The 19,516-nt window shown below is 63.0% G+C and carries 16 protein-coding genes; 14 read left to right on the top strand and 2 right to left on the bottom strand.

Translation table 11 applies throughout. The annotated features are described in order from the left end of the window. The first annotated feature begins 133 nt into the window (after nt 1–133). From QDX22_RS10705 to tgt, 10 genes are all read left to right on the top strand, one after another. The gene (locus QDX22_RS10705; protein ID WP_183145579.1) at nt 134–592 is read left to right on the top strand and encodes a 23S rRNA (pseudouridine(1915)-N(3))-methyltransferase RlmH; all 459 of its coding nucleotides are present in this window, start codon (nt 134–136) and stop codon (nt 590–592) included. Nucleotides 593–697: 105 nt separating this feature from the next. Then, nucleotides 698–5,749, top strand: coding sequence for an ATP-dependent helicase (locus QDX22_RS10700; protein WP_279717849.1), 5,052 nt, complete (start codon nt 698–700; stop codon nt 5,747–5,749). Nucleotides 5,750–5,779: 30 nt separating this feature from the next. Then, nucleotides 5,780–6,067, top strand: a complete 288-nt coding sequence (locus QDX22_RS10695; protein WP_279717848.1) for a hypothetical protein — start codon at nt 5,780–5,782, stop codon at nt 6,065–6,067. Nucleotides 6,068–6,078: 11 nt separating this feature from the next. Further along, the gene (locus QDX22_RS10690) at nt 6,079–6,273 is read left to right on the top strand and encodes a zinc finger domain-containing protein (RefSeq protein ID WP_279718195.1); all 195 of its coding nucleotides are present in this window, start codon (nt 6,079–6,081) and stop codon (nt 6,271–6,273) included. Between the two features lie 21 nt (nt 6,274–6,294). After that, a complete protein-coding gene (locus tag QDX22_RS10685) occupies nt 6,295–7,362 on the top strand; it encodes a pseudouridine synthase (RefSeq protein ID WP_279717847.1) in 1,068 nt (355 codons plus the stop codon). Between the two features lie 137 nt (nt 7,363–7,499). Next, the gene (locus QDX22_RS10680) at nt 7,500–9,377 is read left to right on the top strand and encodes a hypothetical protein (protein WP_279717846.1); all 1,878 of its coding nucleotides are present in this window, start codon (nt 7,500–7,502) and stop codon (nt 9,375–9,377) included. 41 nt (nt 9,378–9,418) lie between these two features. Then, nucleotides 9,419–9,958: an NUDIX hydrolase family protein gene (locus QDX22_RS10675; protein WP_110099936.1), complete on the top strand. Its 540-nt coding sequence runs from the start codon at nt 9,419–9,421 to the stop codon at nt 9,956–9,958. Between the two features lie 116 nt (nt 9,959–10,074). After that, on the top strand, nt 10,075–10,425 hold the full coding sequence (locus QDX22_RS10670; protein ID WP_122548760.1) for a non-heme iron oxygenase ferredoxin subunit: 351 nt from the start codon (nt 10,075–10,077) through the stop codon (nt 10,423–10,425). Continuing rightward, nucleotides 10,422–11,807, top strand: coding sequence for an FAD-dependent oxidoreductase (locus tag QDX22_RS10665; RefSeq protein WP_122548759.1), 1,386 nt, complete (start codon nt 10,422–10,424; stop codon nt 11,805–11,807). Before QDX22_RS10670 ends, QDX22_RS10665 begins: the two co-directional genes overlap by 4 nt. A 69-nt stretch (nt 11,808–11,876) precedes the next feature. Then, on the top strand, nt 11,877–13,265 hold the full coding sequence (tgt, locus tag QDX22_RS10660) for a tRNA guanosine(34) transglycosylase Tgt (protein ID WP_279674392.1): 1,389 nt from the start codon (nt 11,877–11,879) through the stop codon (nt 13,263–13,265). Here tgt and QDX22_RS10655 read toward each other — a convergent pair. Beyond that, complete coding sequence (locus QDX22_RS10655) at nt 13,205–13,996, bottom strand: queuosine precursor transporter (RefSeq protein ID WP_424923553.1); 792 nt, start codon at nt 13,994–13,996, stop codon at nt 13,205–13,207. The genes tgt and QDX22_RS10655 overlap by 61 nt on opposite strands. Before the next feature lie 312 nt (nt 13,997–14,308). On the opposite strand from QDX22_RS10655, the gene QDX22_RS10650 reads away from it, so the two are divergent. The 3 genes from QDX22_RS10650 to thiD all read left to right on the top strand — a co-directional run bounded on the left by QDX22_RS10650 (nt 14,309) and on the right by thiD (nt 16,843). Continuing rightward, nucleotides 14,309–15,421 (top strand): class I SAM-dependent methyltransferase, encoded by a 1,113-nt coding sequence (locus tag QDX22_RS10650; protein WP_279717845.1) that lies wholly within the window; start codon nt 14,309–14,311, stop codon nt 15,419–15,421. A gap of 11 nt (nt 15,422–15,432) precedes the next feature. Next, entirely contained in the window at nt 15,433–15,951 is a 519-nt protein-coding gene (locus QDX22_RS10645) for a hypothetical protein (RefSeq protein ID WP_183145578.1), read from the top strand. 70 nt (nt 15,952–16,021) lie between these two features. Continuing rightward, the gene (gene thiD / locus QDX22_RS10640; RefSeq protein ID WP_233242784.1) at nt 16,022–16,843 is read left to right on the top strand and encodes a bifunctional hydroxymethylpyrimidine kinase/phosphomethylpyrimidine kinase; all 822 of its coding nucleotides are present in this window, start codon (nt 16,022–16,024) and stop codon (nt 16,841–16,843) included. A 143-nt stretch (nt 16,844–16,986) separates the two neighbouring features. Here thiD and QDX22_RS10635 read toward each other — a convergent pair whose 3' ends face one another. Next, the gene (locus tag QDX22_RS10635) at nt 16,987–18,153 is read right to left on the bottom strand and encodes a thermonuclease family protein (protein WP_110101225.1); all 1,167 of its coding nucleotides are present in this window, start codon (nt 18,151–18,153) and stop codon (nt 16,987–16,989) included. A gap of 264 nt (nt 18,154–18,417) precedes the next feature. On the opposite strand from QDX22_RS10635, the gene QDX22_RS10630 reads away from it, so the two are divergent. Further along, nucleotides 18,418–19,425 carry a YeiH family protein gene (locus tag QDX22_RS10630; protein ID WP_110099929.1) on the top strand — a complete coding sequence of 336 codons (1,008 nt, stop codon included), beginning with the start codon at nt 18,418–18,420 and terminating at the stop codon, nt 19,423–19,425. Nucleotides 19,426–19,516 lie beyond the last annotated feature (91 nt).

Raw genomic sequence — 19,516 nt, 5'->3', positions numbered from 1 at the left:
ATACTACTCGGAGTTGAATAGCAGGACGTTAATCTGTCCGGGTGTTCACTCGCGCGGAGGCGGGCGCGGGCGCGGGTGCGGGAAGGAGCATCGTGAGTCTCATCGGTTCGATTCACCAGTTAGTCTGACCGGTATGGACATTACGGTGGTCGCGATCGGAAAGAAACATGAGTCCTGGGTGGCAGACGGGATCGACCGCTACGCTCAACGGTTGAAGAAGCCCTGGAAGATCAGCTGGAAGCTGTTGCCACACTCCTCTCGTGAGGGTGAGCAGGCGCGCGCTGAGGAATCCGAACGGCTGGTGGCCGCCTGTGGTGCCCACGATGAGGTCATCCTGCTGGATGAGCGCGGGACAATGCTGGATTCGGAGTCGTTATCGCGGACCTTGCAGGGCCGTTTTGATCGGGGTCGGCACGTGGTGATGCTCATCGGCGGGGCGTACGGGGTGACCGAGGAGTTGCGAGCTCAGGCGAATCTGGTGTGGTCACTATCGGATTTGGTATTCCCCCATCAGCTGGTGCGGCTGATCGTCACCGAGCAGATCTACCGGTGCCAGGAAATTGCGGGTGGACGGTCGTATCATCATCGGTGAGCTGAGATTGTTCTGTCGCAGGATCTCCGGGAGGACCGGACCGGCCGTAGAATCGTCTCCTATGGTGACCTATGGCGATGAAGATGCGAGCGAGCCGAGGTAAGCGTGCTGGATCCTGACAGTACACCGGATCCTGACCGGGCAGAACAGGTGCTGAACCGGTTCACTCCCGCCACCCGCCGGTGGTTCACCGGGGCCTTCTCCTCCGCTACTGAAGCACAGCTGGGGGCCTGGGAGGCGACCTCACGGGGTGACCACACACTGGTAATCGCACCGACCGGTTCGGGAAAGACGTTGGCGGCTTTTTTGTGGGCGCTGGACGGGTTCCTGCGGACGAGCGCATCCGATCGAACCGAGGCATCCGGTAAGGCTGATGCCCGTGGCACCACAGTGTTATACATTTCCCCGTTGAAGGCGCTCGGGGTGGATGTCCAACGGAACCTGCGCGCGCCACTGATCGGGATCACCCAGACCGCTGCGGGATTGGGAGTCGAAGCCCCCGAGGTTCGTGTGGGCGTACGCACGGGCGATACTCCGGCCAGGGACCGGCGCCGATTGGTCACCGACCCGCCGGATATTCTGATCACCACACCCGAGTCGCTCTACCTCATGTTGACTTCCAAGGCGCGCAACACGCTGGCCTCGGTGCATACCGTGATCATTGACGAGGTGCACGCGTTGGCCGATTCCAAGCGCGGGGCGCACCTGGCGGTGAGTTTGGAACGCCTCGATGGGCTCACCGGAACCCCGGCTCAGCGGATCGGGCTCTCCGCCACGGTGTCACCGGCCCAGGAGGTGGCCCGGTTTATCGGCGGGGTGCAACCGGTCACCATTGTCAATCCGGCATCGGCTAAGCGTTGGGATCTGCATGTCAGCGTGCCGGTGGACGATATGACCAGGTTGCCCGATGTCGCCGGCGAACAACCGGCAACACGTGGTGGTCCCGGCGAGCCGACCCGACAGGACACGGCCTGGCTCGCGAGTCCTGAACTGCAAGCGGATCCGCAACCGGTGAGTAGCATCTGGCCCCATATTGAACACCAGATCATCGACCGGGTCTCCGCCTGCCGATCGAGCATTATTTTCACCAATTCGCGCCGGTTGGCCGAACGGCTCACCCAGGATCTGAATGAGATGTGGGCGAGGCGCGCGGGCGGGCAGGCGGATGAGGCGGAGGAATTTGCCCGTTCCCACCACGGGTCGGTCTCTAAGGAGCAACGGGCGTTGGTGGAAGAGGCACTGAAATCCGGCACGTTGCGGTGTGTCGTGGCGACCAGCTCGCTGGAGTTGGGGATCGACATGGGATCGGTGGATCTGGTGATCCAGGTGGAAGCGGCCCCCTCGGTGGCCTCCTGCCTGCAACGGGTGGGTCGAGCCGGGCACCAGGTCGGCGAAATCTCCCACGCGGTGTTTTATCCCAAACATCGATCCGATCTGGTCAATACCGCCGTGATCACCGAGCGGATGCTGCAGGGGAAGATCGAACAGCTCCACGTGCCGGATAACCCGCTGGATATTTTGGCCCAGCAGACCATTGCGGCGGTGGCGATGGATGATCTAGAGGTGGAGGCCTGGTACGACACCGTGCGACGGGCGGCACCGTTCACCACACTGGGCCATCAGGTCTATGAGTCGGTGCTGGACCTGATCTCGGGAAGGTATCCCTCCGATGATTTTGCCGAGCTACGGCCCCGGGTGCTCTGGGATCGGGATACCGGTACGCTCTCGACCCGGCCGGGAGCCCAGCGACTGGCGGTCACGTCCGGGGGCACCATCCCGGATCGGGGGCTGTTCGGAGTGTTTCTGGCCGACGGCACGAAGGATACCCAGCGGGCCGAGGAAATCCAGGAGTCGGACCCTTCCCAGAGAGCTGACAGCGTCACACGGCGTAGCACCGACTCATCGGGTGGCCGGCGGGTCGGGGAGCTGGACGAGGAGATGGTCTACGAATCCCGGGTCGGGGACGTGATCGTGTTGGGTACCACCAGCTGGAAGATCCAGGAGATCACCCACGATCGGGTGCTGGTGCTTCCAGCCTTCGGACAGCCAGGCAAACTGCCGTTCTGGCGCGGCGAATCCGAGGCCCGGCCCACCGAGCTCGGGGCCGCACTGGGAGCCTTCCGACGCGAGATCGGCCAGCACCTGGTGGGATCATCAGCGGGAGCATCGGGGCCATTGGGCCGATCGGGACGGGCCGATTCGGCCACGGCTGGCCATCTAGCCGGGCCTGACGACCCGATCGCGCAACGACTGACCGCGGCCGGGTTGGACGAGCGAGCCCAGGCTAACCTGGTGGCCTATCTGTCTGAACAACAGCAGGCGACCGGGGTGCTACCCACTGATCAGACCCTGGTGATCGAGCGGTTCCGAGATGAGCTGGGCGACTGGCGGGTGGTCTTGCATTCAGGTTTCGGCCACGGCGTACACGGCCCGTGGGCCTTAGCGGTGGCAGCCCGACTCACCGAGCAGTACAGGTTTGACGCGCAGGTGCAAAGTTCCAATGACGGAATCGTGTTGCGCCTGCCGATGATGGAGACCGCCCCGCAACTGGCCGATCTCTTCCTCTTCGATCCCGACGAGCTGGCCGATCTGGTGCGGACCGAGGTCGGGTCCTCAGCGTTGTTCGCCTCCCGGTTTCGGGAAAATGCGGCTCGGGCATTATTGATCCCACGTACGAAGCCCGGCCAGCGGGCCCCGCTGTGGCAACAGCGTCAGCGGGCCGCACAATTACTCGGCGTCGCCGCCGAGCACCCGCAGTTCCCGATCATCCTCGAAACCGTGCGCGAGTGTCTGCAGGACGTCTACGACATGGACGGGCTGATGTGGCTAATGCGGTCCCTGCAGTCCGGGTCGGTGCGACTGGTCGAGGTCGAGACCGCCACCGGCTCACCTTTTGCCCAGCATCTACTATTTGGCTATACTGCCCAATTCCTCTACGAAACGGACTCGCCGTTAGCCGAACGGCGCGCGGCCGCCTTGAGTTTGGATCCCGAACTGTTGCGCCAGCTGTTTGGTGACGATCAGCTCCACGATCTGCTCGACGATGAGGTGATTGCCGAGATTGAGGCCGACCTGCAGTACCTGAGCCCGCGACGGCAACTGCGGTGGGATACTGAATCGGTGGCGGATTTGGTGCGGGTGCTGGGGCCGTTGGATGCTGGCCAGTTGGCAGCCCGCATGCGGCCGGATGACGCTGAGCCAGCTACTGAATCAGCTGCCGAGCCGACTGCCAAGCTGGCTGAAGCACTCGCGGAGGATCTGGTGCACCAGCGCCGGGCGATACGGGTGCGAATGGCCGGTCGTCAGGTCTATGTCGCTATCGAGGATGCCGCCCGGATCCGGGATGGGTTGGGGATCCCGTTGCCGATGGGTATTCCGGTGGCGTTCATCGAGCCGGTGGACGATCCGCTCGGGGACTTGTTGGGCCGGTATCTGCGCACCCACACGGTGGTCACCGCCGAGCACATTGCCACCCATTTCGGACTCGGTACCGCGGTGGTCACCCAGTATCTCGCCGATCAGGTGCAACGCCGGAGGGTGGCGTCCGGGATCTTCCAGCAGAGTGCTCAGTCCGGCGGAGTCCACACACGCCAGACGCAGTACTGTCATACCCAGGTGTTGCGTCGGATCCGGCAACGGAGTTTGGCGGTCTTGCGCCAGGCTGTCGAGCCGGTGACCGGTCCCGATTACGCTCGCTTCGTGCTCGACACGCACGGGATCGTTCCCCCGCGCACCCAGCATGGACTCTACCGGCCCGGGCAACGGGGGATCGATGCGGTAGCCGAAACGCTCACCCAGCTGGCGGGGTATCCAGCTCCGGCCAGCGCGTGGGAGCACTATATTCTGCCCGCCCGGGTCGCCGACTATGCGCCCGGGATGCTCAATGAGCTATTGGGCACCGGCGAATTTGTGATGGCCGGCACCGCCCCAGGCACCGGAGATGATGGCTGGTTGGCCTTCCACCCGGTCGAAACCGCCGAACTGACCGTGCCCATTCCCGATCCCGCACAGATTGAGGCCTTCGGAAGGGTGCATCACCGGATCATCGAGGTGCTGGCCGACGCCGGGGCGTTCTTTTTTCCCGAGTTATGTCACCGGGTCGCGGAACTGGATGGTGACCAGCAGTCCGCACAGCCCGATAGCCAGCAGGCCGGTCAGCAGTTCAGCGACTCGGCGGTGCTCTCGGCCTTGTGGGATCTGTTCTGGGCCGGGGTGGTGACCAATGACAGCTTCACGATGATCCGGGCCGGGTTGGCCACCGGTCGTAGCGCGCATCGGCAACGATCGCAACCACGACGCTCCCGGGCTCGGCGGGCTCGACCTCGGTTGTCGACCGGGCTGGACTCCGGCGGGCTGAGGCCGTCCGGGGTGAGATCCACCGGGGTAAGGTCGAGCGCCGGATTGGATGCTGCCACCGATCAGCCCCGCGCGGCCGGACGGTTCTCGCTGTTGCGCCACCCGGAGGCCACCGGCCCCGATTCGACCCTGGCGGCCAACGCTCAGGCCGAGGTGTTGCTGGACCGGTACGGGGTGATCACCCGCGGGGCGGTCAGCACCGAGAAAATCCCCGGCGGATTCGGATACTACTACCGGTTCTTGACCCACCTGGAAGAGCTCGGTGCGCTACGGCGCGGGTATTTCATCGATCAGCTTGGTGCCGCCCAGTTCGCCACCGCCAACACGGTCGATGCGTTGCGTAGCTTCCACCCGGCCCCGGGCGAGGATGATCCGGACCATCCGCGGGCCACCCATCACGCGGTGGGGTTGGCTGCCACCGATCCGGCCAACCCCTACGGGGCCACCTTGCCCTGGCCCGAGATCGCCGAACCGGCTACTGATCACCCCGCAATGGGGAAGTCCTCCGGCCCGCACCGCCCGGGCCGTAAGGCCGGTGCCCTGGTGGTCTTACTCGACGGCCAGCTGGCGGTGTACCTAGAACGCGGGGGCAAAACCATCTTGGAGTTCCCCGCCGCAGCCACCCACCGCCCGTTGATCGCGCAGGCGCTGGTCGAGGCGTTGCAACGGGCCGGTGCAGCTGCGGTGCATGTCAAAACCGTCAACGGGTCCCCGATCCGCAACACCGAACTCGCCGAGGCACTGCTCTCGGCCGGTTTCTCGTCCTCACCACAGGGGGTCCGGTTCCATCCACATGTTTGAACGTGACGGCTCTGCCCGAAAGTAGTTGCGATGCCCGAAGGTGACACACTTTTCCATCTCGCCGGCCAACTGGACCCGTTGTTGCGCGGGCAGATTATCACCGACTCCGATGTACGCACCAAGCGCTACGCGACGGCGGAGCTGACCGGAAGCCGGATCACCGGTGTGCGCTCGGTGGGGATCGCGCTGTTGGATCAGTCCATCCTGGCCGGAATCGGCAATATTACCGGTGCGAGGTGCTGTTTGTGGCCCGGCTGGCTCCACATACTCCCGCCGGTGATCGTGATCCGGTCTTGCTGGGCGCGGTGGTGGATTTAGCCCGCGCGCTGATGCTGGCCAATAGTGGTGCCAGGCCCGAACACGCGTCCACGCGCACGGGCGCATCCGCGCGCACGCGAGGGCGCGGGCGGTTCTGGGTTTATCCGCGCACCGGGGCGCCCTGCCCGCGCTGTGGTGCCGTGATCCAGCACGACAGGCTGGCGGGCCGAGATTTATACTGGTGCCCGGCGTGCCAACAGCAGTAGGACACCAGGAGGGCTCACCCTATGACCATGACGCCACCGCTACCGGTCAAAGACGGGATCAATCCCACCCGGTTGCACCTACCGGTCACCGCCAACCAACTCGCCGAGCTCGCCGAACAGTACCGGCCCACTCCCCCGCGCACCATTGCCGAGTACATGATGGCCCGATTCGACCACGTGGATCCCGCCACGCTACGCGAGCGGTTCGACTCCGGGGAGGTGGTTACGATCACCGGCGATCCGGTGGGGTGGGAGCAGCCCTTGGGATCCCACGAGTTCATCTGGTATTACCGCACGGTGCCAGACGAGCAACCACTACCGGAGTCGGTCCAGGTGCTGTTCGAAGATGAGCACCTGCTGGTGGTGGATAAACCGCACTTCATGCCCACCACTCCCGGCGGGCGTTTTGTGAAGGAGTCCGCGCTGGTCAAGCTCCGGGTGGCGACCGGTCATTCCGATCTGGTGCCGCTACACCGGTTAGATCGGGCCACCGCTGGGGTGCTGCTGTTCTCCACTAATCCGGCCACCCGTGGGGCCTATCAGATGCTCTTCGAGCAGCGGCGGGTGACCAAAACCTATCAGGCGATCGTGCGGCTCGATGAGGATCCGGATCGGGCGATTCAGCAGTGCCGACGTTTACCGCTGGTGTATCGCAACCGGATCATCAAAACTCGGGGCGTGATCACGGTGGATGTCCAGGACTATCCGGTGGCCGATTCGGGTCGGCTCGCCCCACCGCGGATCGGCAAACGCCGGCGCAGTCACGATCCCACCACCGGACCGAATGCCCAGACCCGGATCTCGTGGTTGGGGGCGAGAGATGCCCAGGGTCCGGTCCCGCACCACGGGTTGGGATGGGTGCGGTTGGAACCACGCACGGGGCGCACCCACCAGTTGCGGGTGCATTTGGCCCAATTGGGTACCCCGATCCTGCACGACCGGCTCTACCCCGAGCTTTTAGCTGAGACCCCCGATGAGATGGATCGGCCATTGCAGTTACTGGCCAGCACCCTGGAGTTTATCGATCCGCTCAGCGGTCAGGCCCGCCGATTTCAGACCGGCCGACGACTCGCATATCAGCCTCGGTAAACCCCAAGATCACAATCCGGCAACGTCCAGCGTCTTTGATGAAGAATTCAGGATGATTGGGTAGCCTGAGATATCCCTGACAGAACCCGGCGGGTTCTCGGCAACGTCCCCACACCACAGCAAAGGATGCCCTGCTGATGAACGATGAGCACGGTCACGACGCCGCCGCATCCGAGGCCTTGTCGCGCCTGAAAAGTTCTTCGTCAACGTCGCGCGAGCCCTTTGACCAGCAACAGTTCGAAGACTCGGCCGTCGAGGACTCTCCCGAGACCGAGTCGCCGACCCCAACCTCGGCTGATCCGAGCGCGGAGCAGGAACCCGGCACAACACCAGCAACACCAACAGAGTCTACGGAACCCGTTGAGCCTACTGAACCCGCCCCTGGTGAGCCGGCCAGGAAGTCCCCGGAGGTCTCGGCCGAAGACAAAGCCCTGTGGACGGTGAGCTTCAATACCGGTTCCGGAGAAGAACAGCGCAAAGACACCCTGGGGACCCGGCTAACCACGTGGTTGGATTCATTCGGCGGACCAGATATGGACAAGGTCGAGGCCGATATTGCTGATACGCCAGCCCGGCTACGGCGGCATTGGCTCAAACATCGGGCCCGACAGACGCTGAAGAAGCGTCGCGCGGCAGAGCAAGCCGCAGCGGAACGAAGGGCGCGGGAAGAGCGGGAACGACTCGAGGCCGAGGTCGCCGAGATCCAACAGATCTTAGCGGTCCAGGCAGCCGAGCGGGCTGCCGAGGAGAGGGAACGCCAACGGTTGGCCGAGATGGAGTTGCTCAAGGCGCAGCAAGAACGCGAGACCCAGGCTTTGGTGACCGCAGCGCGCGAACTAGACGGCACCGATTATGTACCGGCCCCCGATCACCGGCCCATGTTGCAACGGCCCGGGGAAGAACTCTCCGATCAACAACTGCTGTCTCGGGCCCGATCACTCTTGCCGGAGTGGCGACGTCGTGACCGGATCGTGGAAAAGGCCCAAGCGATTGAGGCCAAGCAGGCCCAGCTACGCACAGACCAAACCGACACCGGTGACGATGCCCACGACCCACTGGGGCTTGGCGATGGTTCCGGCTACATTCCGCCTTACCTGCTTCCGGAACGGCAGGATCCCCAACCGGAACGACTCGATAGCGTCCGTCGGGTGATCGTGACCATCGCCTGGGTGCTGTTCGTGATCGGTGGGCTGGTGGGTCTGGGGTGGATCGGTGGCACCGAGCCACTGTCCCAGGTCAATGACGGGGCCTACCATTCGTCGGCAACCCTGTTATCGATGGCAAATTGGCACGTCGCGATCTGGCCGGTGCTGTGGATCGCTACCGGACTGTACACCTTGCACCAGTGGACCCCCTCGCAACGGTCGGCCTCCCGGCAACGGCGCACCGGGTGGCTCATGGCCAACGCCATGTTTGCCCTGGCCCTGTGGTTCGCACTGGTCCATATCGAACCGTGGGGACTGGAAATCATCGTGTGGATATTGCTCTGCGCGCTGCTGGTCACTGCGGTCCGGAACCTGAATTTACACACCTCGCGAACCCAGGGCGAGCAACTGTTCACCGACGCCCCGATCGGGCTGTTGACCGGGTGGGCGCTGGTATTTATGGCCTCCCAACTGCTGACTGTGGCCGGGATCTGGGACGTGCTCCACCTGCTGTGGTTGCCCGAATCCGTGTGGGCAATCGTCATTCTGATGGCACTGATGCTGTTCGTTCCCATGGTGTCGATGACCGAACGAGGGCGCGTGGTGATCGTCGTCGGCATGGCCTGGGGGCTAGCTGCCATCATCGGGGTGCGCCTGTTCGGATCCAATCCCTCGGTCTTGATCGCCGCGGTGGCATTGCTGGGCGGTTTCGTGGTGTTGTTGGCAACCGAAAACCGGCGCTGGCGGATTGCGCAGGCCGAAAAACGCTACCTTAACCAATTCGATGATGAGCCTCAGGGTAGTCTCGAGGGCGGGCTCGCAACAGACCTCGAGAACAGCCCGACATCGACCTCGATTGCTGGAGGCTGAATCCGGTGTTGTCGGACCCACCGGGCTGGTAGAAAAGAACTATGAGCGTTCGTACCCCAGATCCACATCCCGGTTGGCTCTCCGACGAAGACCTCTACGAGGCCCGGCGACGGTTGCCGATGGTCTACGTGGAGGCGATCCCGGTCCGGGTCGATCCTCTGGGATATGTCTCCCAGATCGGGTTACTCTACGTGGCCGATGGAGACGGGCACCTGCGACGGACGTTTGTCTCCGGTCGGGTGATGTACCGGGAAACGCTGCGGGCAGCGTTGATGCGGCATCTGGAAAAGGACCTCGGCCCGCTGGCATTGCCACAAATTCCAGCCGATCTGCGACCGTTTACTGTCGCGGAGTACTTCCCCCATCCTTCCGAAACCGAGTTGACCGATGACCGTCAGCACGCGGTGGCGTTGTGCTATTTAGTGCCGGTGACCGGAGAATGTCAGCCACGCCAGGATGCCCTGGAGCTCAGCTGGCTGACCCCGGAGGAAGCCATGGCTGAAGACATCCAGTCCGAATTCGTCGGCGGGCGGGGACGGATTATCCAGCAGGCCTTGGCCAGCGTGAATTGGGGGCGCTAACCGCCCGTGCTGGGATCCTCCGACCGGGCAGTTCCTGCGGTCTGCTCTCCCATCCGTCCCAACCTCGCATCCATGCCAACCTCACATCCATCTAGAATCTCGAAAAGGTAGCGAAGATGACTGACCAGCCTGGGCTCGATGTCGGCGCAGCCGCGGATCTGCCGGTGGAGGAGACACTACTGGTTCCGGCCAGCACCACCGGCACCGTGCCAATCACTATTTTTCACGACGAAACCGGATTCTTCGCGCTCAACGACCGGTGCACCCACGGTAACGCTTCTCTGGCCGAAGGGTGGATCGAAGACGGAACGGTGGAATGCCCCCTGCACGGTTCCCCCTTCTGTCTGGCCACTGGCAAGGCTCTGGGCCTGCCCGCCACCGTGGCTGCTCCCACCCACCGGGTTGAGGTGGTCGACGGGCGCCTGATCCTTTACCCGGGAGTGCCCGCCGAGGAGACCGAGGCATGAGCGCCGCAACGGAGCCGGCAACGCCCGGGTCCGTCGCCATCATCGGCGGTTCGGTCGCTGGATTCACCGCCGCGCACACCCTGCGCGAACGTGGCTATGCCGGGGCGATCACCGTGATCGACCCGAACCCCTACCCTTATGATCGACCACCGGTCTCCGGAGATTATCTCACCGGGGCGCTCGACGAGCCCGGTCTGCGCTTGGGCGGTGCACACTGGGCCGAGCAGCACCAGATCCGCTGGGTGCAGGCGGTCGCGACCGAGCTACACCTGGGGCACCGCCGTGCTGAGCAGACGGCCGGATCGGTGGCCACCGCAGCAACGAGATCCACACACCTGATCCGCACCGGGGACGGTCAACAGCTCTCGGCCGAGGTGGTCATTCTGGCTACAGGGGCCTCCCCGGCACCCTTCGAGCACTCGCTAGCCGATCAAGACGGCGAGCCTTTGCCGGTACTCACCGTACGGGACCACACCGACGTCGACAGAATCCGGCAGCTGATCACCTCCCGAGCCGAGGAGTCCCATTCGTCACGCCCGCTGCGCATCGGCGTGGCCGGTGCCGGGCTGTTGGCCGCAGAACTGGCCGCCGGGGTGCATCAGCTCGGAGCTGCGGTGCGACTGTATCAACCGCACCATCGGCAGGCTGCGGAGATTTTCGGGGACACTATTGCCGAGCTACTCGACGCCGACCATGCCCGGCACGGGGTCGAGCTGATTCAGCAGTATCTGCAGGCCGATGCGCTCCCGGAAGGGTTCACGGCCCAGACCGATCTGGTGCTCGCCGCAGTCGGGACGGTACCCAATACGCAACTGGCCGAGCAGGCCGGGTTGCCGGTCACCAACGGTGTTGCCGTCGATGACCGGCAACGGGTGGACGGTGTTTCCGGGGTGTACGCGATCGGGGATCTCACCCCGGGGGCCAAGCACTGGGATCAGGCGGTGCGTTCTGCCCAGCGGGCGGTCGCCGACCTACTCGATACCAGCCCGACCGCCGAACCGGACCAGGTCCTGCCCAAACACAACGAACACCACCGCGTGGCTCCGCGCTGGATCTGGACGGATCGCTACGACACGCACGCCGGGGCCCTGGGCGAGATGGCCCTGGCCGCTCGGCCCGGATATCAGCTCATCGAGCGTTGGCGCCGTCCGATCCACGAGGACGAAAGCACGCTGCAGGGTAGCGCAGCCAGTGGCGGACAGCGACGCGAGCACGCCAGCTTCGTGCTCGATCCGCAACACCGGTTGTGCGCGGTAGCGGCACTGAACCAACCGATGGTGCTACGGGCGGCCACCCGATTGATGCAACGCGGGATCGTCATCGACCCGGTGGACCTGGCCGATCCGGACCTGAACCTGCGCTCACTCATCCGAAATCGGTGAAACGCTCACCCGGTCCCGCTAAGGTGCTAACCTCGCACGGTTAACACGGCGACCAACCGGGGCTCTATCATGACAGAGATGGCAGATTACCCACAGACCCGTCGCCAACCCAGCGATCCCACCCCCGCGGTGGTTCCCACCCACCACCCAAGCCCGCGGGACGTCAGCTTCAGCATCCAGACCCGGATGGACTCCGGTCTGGGTCGCACCGGGGTGATTCACACCCCGCACGGGCAGATCCAGACCCCGGCGTTCATCCCGGTGGCGACTCAGGCCTCCGTGAAGGCCGTCGCCCCCGAGCAGATGTCAGCCATCGGCGCGCAGGCGTTGCTGGGCAATGCGTATCATCTCTACCTGCAACCAGGGGCCGAGCTGGTCGATCGAGCCGGCGGACTGGGTCAGTTCATGAATTGGTCGGGACCCACCTTCACCGATTCGGGAGGGTTCCAGGTGATGAGCCTGGGGTCGGGATTCAAGAAAGTGATCGATATGTCCGGACCGCACGCTCCCGACGGGACCGGGTCTGATGACGACACCGCGGCCGGCAAAAACCGGCTGGCCCACGTGGATGATGACGGAGTCTGGTTCACCTCCCATCTGGATGGCTCCAAGCATAGGTTCAGCCCGGAAATCTCGATGAACATCCAGCACCAGCTGGGTGCGGACATCATGTTCGCCTTTGATGAGCTGACCACCCTGCATAATTCCCGTCGATATCAAGAAACCTCCCTGGAACGCACCCGGCTGTGGGCCCAGCGCTGTCTGGATCACCACGCCGGGCTCACCGCCCACCGGTCCGATCGACCCTATCAGGCCTTATTCGGGGTGATTCAGGGCGCCCAATACGAGGATTTGCGACGTAAGGCGTGCCAGGATCTCTCAGCCATGCAGGCTGAATTTGTCACCGATCATGGCACTGACCGCGCCGGGTTCGACGGGTACGGGATCGGCGGCGCACTGGAGAAGAAGAACCTGGGCACGATCGTGTCCTGGTGTGCCCAGGAACTACCCGAGGACAAGCCACGTCACCTGCTGGGGATTTCCGAACCCGATGATTTGTTGTGGGCGATCGAGTCGGGGGCGGATACCTTCGACTGTGTCTCGCCGACCCGGGTAGCCCGCACCGGTGCGTTCTACACCGACTACGGACGGATCAACCTGCCGCGAGCGCAGTTCAAGGACGATTTTGCCCCGCTACAGCCCGGGTGCGACTGCTATACCTGCGCGCATTATTCGCGGGCCTATCTACGACATCTGATCAAGGCCAAAGAGTTGCTGGTGCACACGCTGATCTCGATCCACAATGAACGGTTCGTCATTCGGCTCGTGGAGACCATCCGGACCAGCATGATCGAAGGCACCTACCCGGAGCTGAAAGAACAGGTGCTGGGACGGTATTACTCTGCTGAGGCCTCGGACCCGCCTGGGGCTTCGGCCCGTTTTTCGGTGACCCCGTAGGCCGGTTCAGCGCGTTTGATCAGCTTCATCACCCACATGGTCACCGGGGCGAGGATGATTTCCACGGCGGATTTAAACAGGAAGCCCACGACCACGTAGTTGACGAATTGGCCAACGGTTTCGATCCCGATCACCGGTGTTGCGATCGAGCAGAACACCAGCGTGTCCAAAAATTCGCCGATCAACGTCGAGACCGCAATACGACCAAACAGGACTTTCTCGCCAAAGGAGCGCTTCATCCGCACCATGAACCAGGCGTTGGAGAGCTGACCAACCAAAAAGCCCAACAACGAGGCCACCACGATCATCCACACCGGCCCGAGAGTGCGTTCCAGGGCCTGTTGGCCGTCATAAAAATCGGCCGGGGGCAGATTAATGATGATCCAGTAACACAGCACCGCGAAGATCGACAACGCGAAGGTGGTGATCACCGCGCGACGGGAATTTTTGAAACCGTAGACCTCGGCCACCACGTCGCCGACGATATAGGCCAGCGGGAACAGGAAGAAGCCACCGTCGGTCACGAGTGGGCCAATCTGTACGCCCTTGGATGCACCGATATTTGACAGGATCAACACGGTGGCCATGATCGCGGTGATGATCGCGTACAGTCCGGATCCAGCCGGGGCGAAGCGGGCGATCGGTCGGGAGTGATCAGTAGCTGAGGTCTTAGAGTTGCCGACGTTGCCAGAGCGGGGTGAGCTGGGGGTGGAAGAATCGGGGGCAGACACGGTGATCCTCCTGGACGGTGTTGTCAATGATGCAGTCGTGCTCGCTGGTACCGGCACGTGTGCTGGTCGTGTTGCCAGCGCTGGACGACGACGGTCTCACCGGCCTCTACGGCCCCGTGCACACCTGCTGCCCCAGGCGGCGTCCGCAGCTAGTGTACCAACGGTGTCCCCGGGTGCGGAAAGATGCCCCGCGTGCGGATCACGCCCCGGCTACGCGGGTGTGACAGGATAGAAGGGGATCACCTGAGCGTGCTGTGCGCGCACGGCGCAGGCGAGAGCATTGGAGCTACCCAGAACCGAAGGAAAGTCTAGATGAGTACCATCGACAAAATCTTGAGCGCGTTGTTTGCCCTGGCGCTGGCCGGTGGCCTGATTGCCTGGGGCCTGCACGCCAGCTGGTGGGCGGGGCTGGCTGCCCTGATCGCGGTCGCGATCCTCGGGATCTGGAGCATGCGAGATCGGAAAATGCTCAGGGTGATGGCCCGGCGGGAGACCCAGCTGCTGGACCAACAACACCAGGTGCTACTCGGTCAGCATCAGGTCCAGACTGCGCTGACCGAGGTCGTCGAGCAACAGCGCGAGGCGGTGGCCCGCACCGCATCGATCGCCTCGGCGACCGAGCAGATCAACGCCACGGTGGATGAGGTCGCCGGGCAACTGACCCAGCAGGGTGGCACCGCGCAAGATCGTCACGATCAGGTCCTCAAGACGGTCCAGGACGGTACCCAGCACCTCGATCGGCAAACGCGGAACCACGTCAATAACATCAACCGGCGACTGGGCTACGCGCGAGAAGAGATTGAGGCCCAGCAGTATTTGCAGCGTCGCATCGATACCGGCACGCTGTGGCCGTCCACCGGTGACTGGGCGTTGAATGCCCGTTCGGCGGTATACCTGCTCGATCTGCTCGATCAGGCTCGCCCGCAGCATATTGTCGAGCTGGGCTCGGGCACGACCACGTTGTTGTTCGGCCATTATCTGACCGCACACGGTGGCCGACTGTACTCTTTCGATCACCTGAACCACTACCGGGATCTCACCGCCAGTTATGTGAGTTTGCACGGGCTGGAGCCGGTGGTGGATCTGCAGCTAGCCCCCCTGGCACCGCTGGTACCAACTGCAGACACCGAGCCGGCTGAGGATGCCAAGCCACCTCAGTGGTACGACCTCTCCCAGGCGCGACTACCCGAGCAGATCGACCTGTTATTCGTCGACGGTCCCCCGGCAGCCACCGGCCCACACGCCCGGTATCCGGCCCTCAACGCGCTGGCAGACCGGCTGGCACCGGGTGCGGTGGTGATCCTGGACGACGGTGTGCGTGATGAAGAACAGCAGATCGCAACCCGGTGGGCCCAGGAGCACCCCGAGCTGGTGCGAGAAGCACCGGATCTGACCGCGATGATCGTGTTGCGCAAGAAAGGCTAACTCCGACCGGTATGACCACTCCTATTCCGCAAAAAACTGCCCAGCCCCGGGGCAAGAAATCCGGCACTTCCGATCGCCGGCCACGACTGAAGATGTCGATCTACGGTTATGTCATCGCCTGGCTGGCACCAAATATTGTCATGGCCGGGCTGGTCGTGATCCTCAATCTCTTGCCGGTGGCCGAGCAGGTCGGTGATCTGACCCCGTTGCTCACCCTGGTGGGGCTAGCCGGTCTGGTGCTGGGTCTGCCACTGACCCTGTTGGTGAACTGGTTGTTTCGGTTCACGCTCAACCAGGCGGTGCACGTACTGGCCTATGCCCTGGTGGGCATGCTCTACGGGCTGGTGGTGCTCGTCGGTGGGCTCGAGGGGCTGTTGCCGCTACTGATTCCGGTGGTCGGGTTCCCGGCCGGGATCCTGATGGCCCTAGGCCGGTGGCTGGCGATCCCGTTCACCGATGTGGTGGATGCCGACGGACACATTTTGGCCCCTGGTGAGGCTGACGAAGATCCGATCATCGACGAACAGTAGCCGGTCGATCAGACCCGGCCTGCCGGAGGAAAATCTGAGGAAAAGCCCTGACGGAAATGAGGATATGACGATGACCGAATACTCCATCCACGAACCAGCACTGGCGCTGTCTATTGCCGGCTCAGAAGCCACCGGTGGTGCCGGGGCGCAAGCGGATCTGAAGACCTTCCAGGAGCTGGGGGCCTACGGCATCATTGCGCTGACCTGCATCGTGGCCTTTGACCCCAACGATGACTGGAACCACCGGTTCACCCCGGTCCCGGCCGAGGTGATCGCCGATCAGCTAGAGGCCATTCAGGCTAACTACGCCGGACAGTTGCACACCACCAAGTTGGGGATGATGGGCTCACCGGAGACCATTCACACGGTGGCGCGCGCACTGCGGTCTCAACAGTGGCAGCACGTGGTCCTGGATCCGGTACTGATCTGCAAGGGTCAAGAGCCCGGCCACGCCCTGGATACCGATGAGGCGCTGAAGGCGGAACTGTTGCCGCTAGCGACCTTCACCACCCCGAACCATTTCGAGGCCGAGCAGCTGTCGGGCCTGACGATTTCCTCGGTGCAGGATCTGCAGGAGGCCGCTCAGATCATCCACGATCACTCTGGTGCAGCGGTGCTGGCCAAAGGTGGTATCCGTTTAGAGGGTGACCAGGCGGTCGATGTGTTCTACGACGGAACTGATATGGAGGTGCTCAGCACACCGAAGGTCGGCGATCATGCCGTCTCCGGGGCCGGATGCTCGCTGGCGGCTGCGGTCACCGCCGAGCTGGCCAAGGGTGCCTCCCCGCGTGAGGCTGCGTATACGGCCAAGGAATTCGTCACTCGTGGCATCGCCCAGCGGGTGAGCGCCAAGACCCCGTTTGACATGCTCTGGCAAGGCGGACTGCGCTAAAGGTTGCGCTCACACCGTCGCCACCGGCGCGGTGACCAGTGCAGAGAGCAGGGTGGGGCTACATCGACGGCGTGGACCAGGCTCATCCCCGTCTCGGCGCGGATCGTCTCCACTGCGGTTGGCAGTTTCCAGGATGCCAGTGACTAGTCAGCCTGCACCAGTTGCGGTCGCGCAGGTGCTACGGGACTGTCGTGCTGCTCCGACGGAACCTGCTCGACCTGGAATTCCGCGCGGATGTTCTGCTGGGAAGGCTCAGCTTGGTGATCGGCCGACTGTTGCCGAAGCTGCTGTTGAGAGTCTTGCTGTTGGGGTTGCTGTGCAGACTGTTGCTGCGCACCATCACCGGAGGAGTCTTGTTGCTCGTTGAGTTCCTGCTCGGTCGGTTCGGGCTGGGAGGAATCTGGGCTAGGGGGTCGTGATTCGGCGTTGCCGGCACCACCCTCATCGGAGTCTTCGGGCACGAATCCTCCGTCTTCACTACTCATCGAAGCCCGAGCTTGCTGTGCTTCGGAAAGTTTCGACTCGATCTCGCTGAGACTCTCCTCGATCTGCTCCATATAGGTCTCTTTCAGCTGGCCCCAGGCCAAGGCGGAGACCGACTCGCCCGTCGTGGGGATCGCGGCCAGAATAGAACGAGCCTGTTGGGCCTCGGTCTGCAAACCGTTCAAGGTTGCAATATATTCGGAGGTTTCCTGAAGATCGTTCAGATTCGAATCGGGAATCTCTTCGAGTTCCTCCAGCACCGGCTCGATCTGCGACGGCAAGGTACAGTCGGCATCTTTGGAGTAGATCCCGCGTTTGGCCTCGAAGGCCTGCTGACGCGCCTCGTTGAACTCTTGAGCCCGAGCATCGTCTTGCGCTTCTTCTGTATAGGGCACCGCATAACCGGAACGCACCATTTCGAGCGCCAGATCATCGCCAGATTTCTCCAAATCCGCCCAGACCTCGCCATTCGGGGCGTTCGGATAGGCCGGGTAGGTGGGATTCACCGTCGAGCCGGCAGGCGCCAGTTGTTCGAGCTGGTTTTTAGCTTCGTCATGCAAACAGGTGTCCAGCGTTTCGCTGGCATCATCTTCAGGCGGAACCGGGGCGCGCATGGCCTGCATGCGGACCACCTGCTCACCGGTGTTAGCGGTAATCTGCATTGACTGTCCGGTCAGCACCTCATCGATCCGCGCGGAGTCCTCGTCTTGGGCGAGATTTCGTACCACCGTCAGCACAGTCAACGTGAGCAACACCAAGGCCACCAGGGTCAACAAGATCATGATGGACCAGTTGATGCGGCGTTTGCGGCGGGGGTTTGAAGACATAAGATTCGCTAGCAACTTGACGACGAGGGCGGGTCCAGCACGTCAGAGGGCGGTACCTCTGATCGAACGTGCTCCCTAAAGTGTAGCTAATGATCGAGGTGCTGTGAGGAATACCGACGAATACCGGTGCTGAACAGCCACATGAGGCGAAGCACCGGCCTGCAGGCCTGCGATGCTAGGGTAGTCCGTGAGATTGCTCCCCTGCTCGTGATCATCTCAGGATCGAAAATACCGGGGGAACCGAGCCCCTAATAAGGATTGATCGTGAACCGCACCATTCTTCCCGGATTGGTACTCTCCTTCGCGATAGGAGCACTGGCACTGGGTATGATCGCTGGCATCGGCGACTACCTACCCGGTGTTTCCGGATTGCTGGTCGCCATTGTCATCGGGGTGTTATGGCGGAATATCGCCCCCGTGCCAGAGGTGGTTGAACCGGGGATCACGGTGGCATCAAAAACGGTGTTGCGCTGGGGCATTGTGCTCATGGGGCTTCAGCTGGCGGTCGATGAGATTCTCGCACTCGGATGGGGCACCATTGTGCTGATCGTGCTCGCTGTGGTCATCACCTTCGGTGCCACCGTTATATTGGCCAAGGCCTTGCGGGTGCCCAGCGCTCTGGGGTTACTGATTGCCAGCGGGTTCTCGATTTGTGGAGCTGCGGCGGTGGCTGGTGCGGATTCGGTGCTCAAAGCCAAGAAAGAATTCACTGCGACCTCAATCGGGCTGGTGGTCCTGTTCGGCACCCTGATGATCCCCGCTATGCCGGTGCTGGTGGCACTATGCGGATTTTCCACAACTCAAGGGGCGATCTGGGCTGGCACATCGGTTCATGAAGTCGCTCAGGTCGTTGCGGTCGCCGAGACGCTGGGACCAGAAGCCTCCACCACAGCGGTGACGGTGAAACTGGGCCGGGTGATGATGCTGGCCTTCGTGCTGGCAGCGATAGCATTTCTCAGTTCCCGCCACCCGTCATCTCGATCCACCCCGGAAGACCCAGCCCCTGGATCACGTCCTGCTCTGGTGCCCTGGTTTGTGATCGGGTTCTTCATCATGGTGGCACTGCGCTCGGTCGATATTCTGCCTCCGACGGCCCTTGAGGTGGTCCAACTGATCCAGTCGTTGTTCTTGGCGACCGCGATGTTTGGGCTCGGTATGGGTGTACGCATCCGGTCGCTGGTGCAGGTGGGCGCTCGCCCGATAATGTTGGCTACCCTCTCGACGCTCATCATTACGGTCATCGGGGGCTTGGGTGCAGGACGATTAGCCTAGTCGTGCACTAAAGTTGAATCCGTTGCACCGCGATCGTCACCGGCGCGTGATCGTCGGCCCCCAAAACCCTAATCACTCAGGAGTTCTCCAC

Source organism: Auritidibacter ignavus (genome assembly GCF_029853775.1).
In the GTDB taxonomy this organism is placed as follows: domain Bacteria; phylum Actinomycetota; class Actinomycetes; order Actinomycetales; family Micrococcaceae; genus Auritidibacter; species Auritidibacter ignavus.
This window is presented reverse-complemented; position numbering and strand designations above follow the sequence as displayed.

Excerpts from the sequence above, each read along its gene's own strand:
- QDX22_RS10705 (WP_183145579.1), top strand. The coding sequence starts at position 134 with ATGGACATTACGGTGGTCGCGATCGGAAAGAAACATGAGTCCTGGGTG.
- QDX22_RS10695 (WP_279717848.1), top strand. The coding sequence starts at position 5,780 with ATGCCCGAAGGTGACACACTTTTCCATCTCGCCGGCCAACTGGACCCG.
- QDX22_RS10690 (WP_279718195.1), top strand. The coding sequence starts at position 6,079 with ATGCTGGCCAATAGTGGTGCCAGGCCCGAACACGCGTCCACGCGCACG.
- QDX22_RS10685 (WP_279717847.1), top strand. The coding sequence starts at position 6,295 with ATGACCATGACGCCACCGCTACCGGTCAAAGACGGGATCAATCCCACC.
- QDX22_RS10680 (WP_279717846.1), top strand. The coding sequence starts at position 7,500 with ATGAACGATGAGCACGGTCACGACGCCGCCGCATCCGAGGCCTTGTCG.
- QDX22_RS10675 (WP_110099936.1), top strand. The coding sequence starts at position 9,419 with ATGAGCGTTCGTACCCCAGATCCACATCCCGGTTGGCTCTCCGACGAA.
- QDX22_RS10670 (WP_122548760.1), top strand. The coding sequence starts at position 10,075 with ATGACTGACCAGCCTGGGCTCGATGTCGGCGCAGCCGCGGATCTGCCG.
- QDX22_RS10665 (WP_122548759.1), top strand. The coding sequence starts at position 10,422 with ATGAGCGCCGCAACGGAGCCGGCAACGCCCGGGTCCGTCGCCATCATC.
- tgt (WP_279674392.1), top strand. The coding sequence starts at position 11,877 with ATGACAGAGATGGCAGATTACCCACAGACCCGTCGCCAACCCAGCGAT.
- QDX22_RS10650 (WP_279717845.1), top strand. The coding sequence starts at position 14,309 with ATGAGTACCATCGACAAAATCTTGAGCGCGTTGTTTGCCCTGGCGCTG.
- QDX22_RS10645 (WP_183145578.1), top strand. The coding sequence starts at position 15,433 with ATGACCACTCCTATTCCGCAAAAAACTGCCCAGCCCCGGGGCAAGAAA.
- thiD (WP_233242784.1), top strand. The coding sequence starts at position 16,022 with ATGACCGAATACTCCATCCACGAACCAGCACTGGCGCTGTCTATTGCC.
- QDX22_RS10635 (WP_110101225.1), bottom strand. The coding sequence starts at position 18,153 with ATGTCTTCAAACCCCCGCCGCAAACGCCGCATCAACTGGTCCATCATG.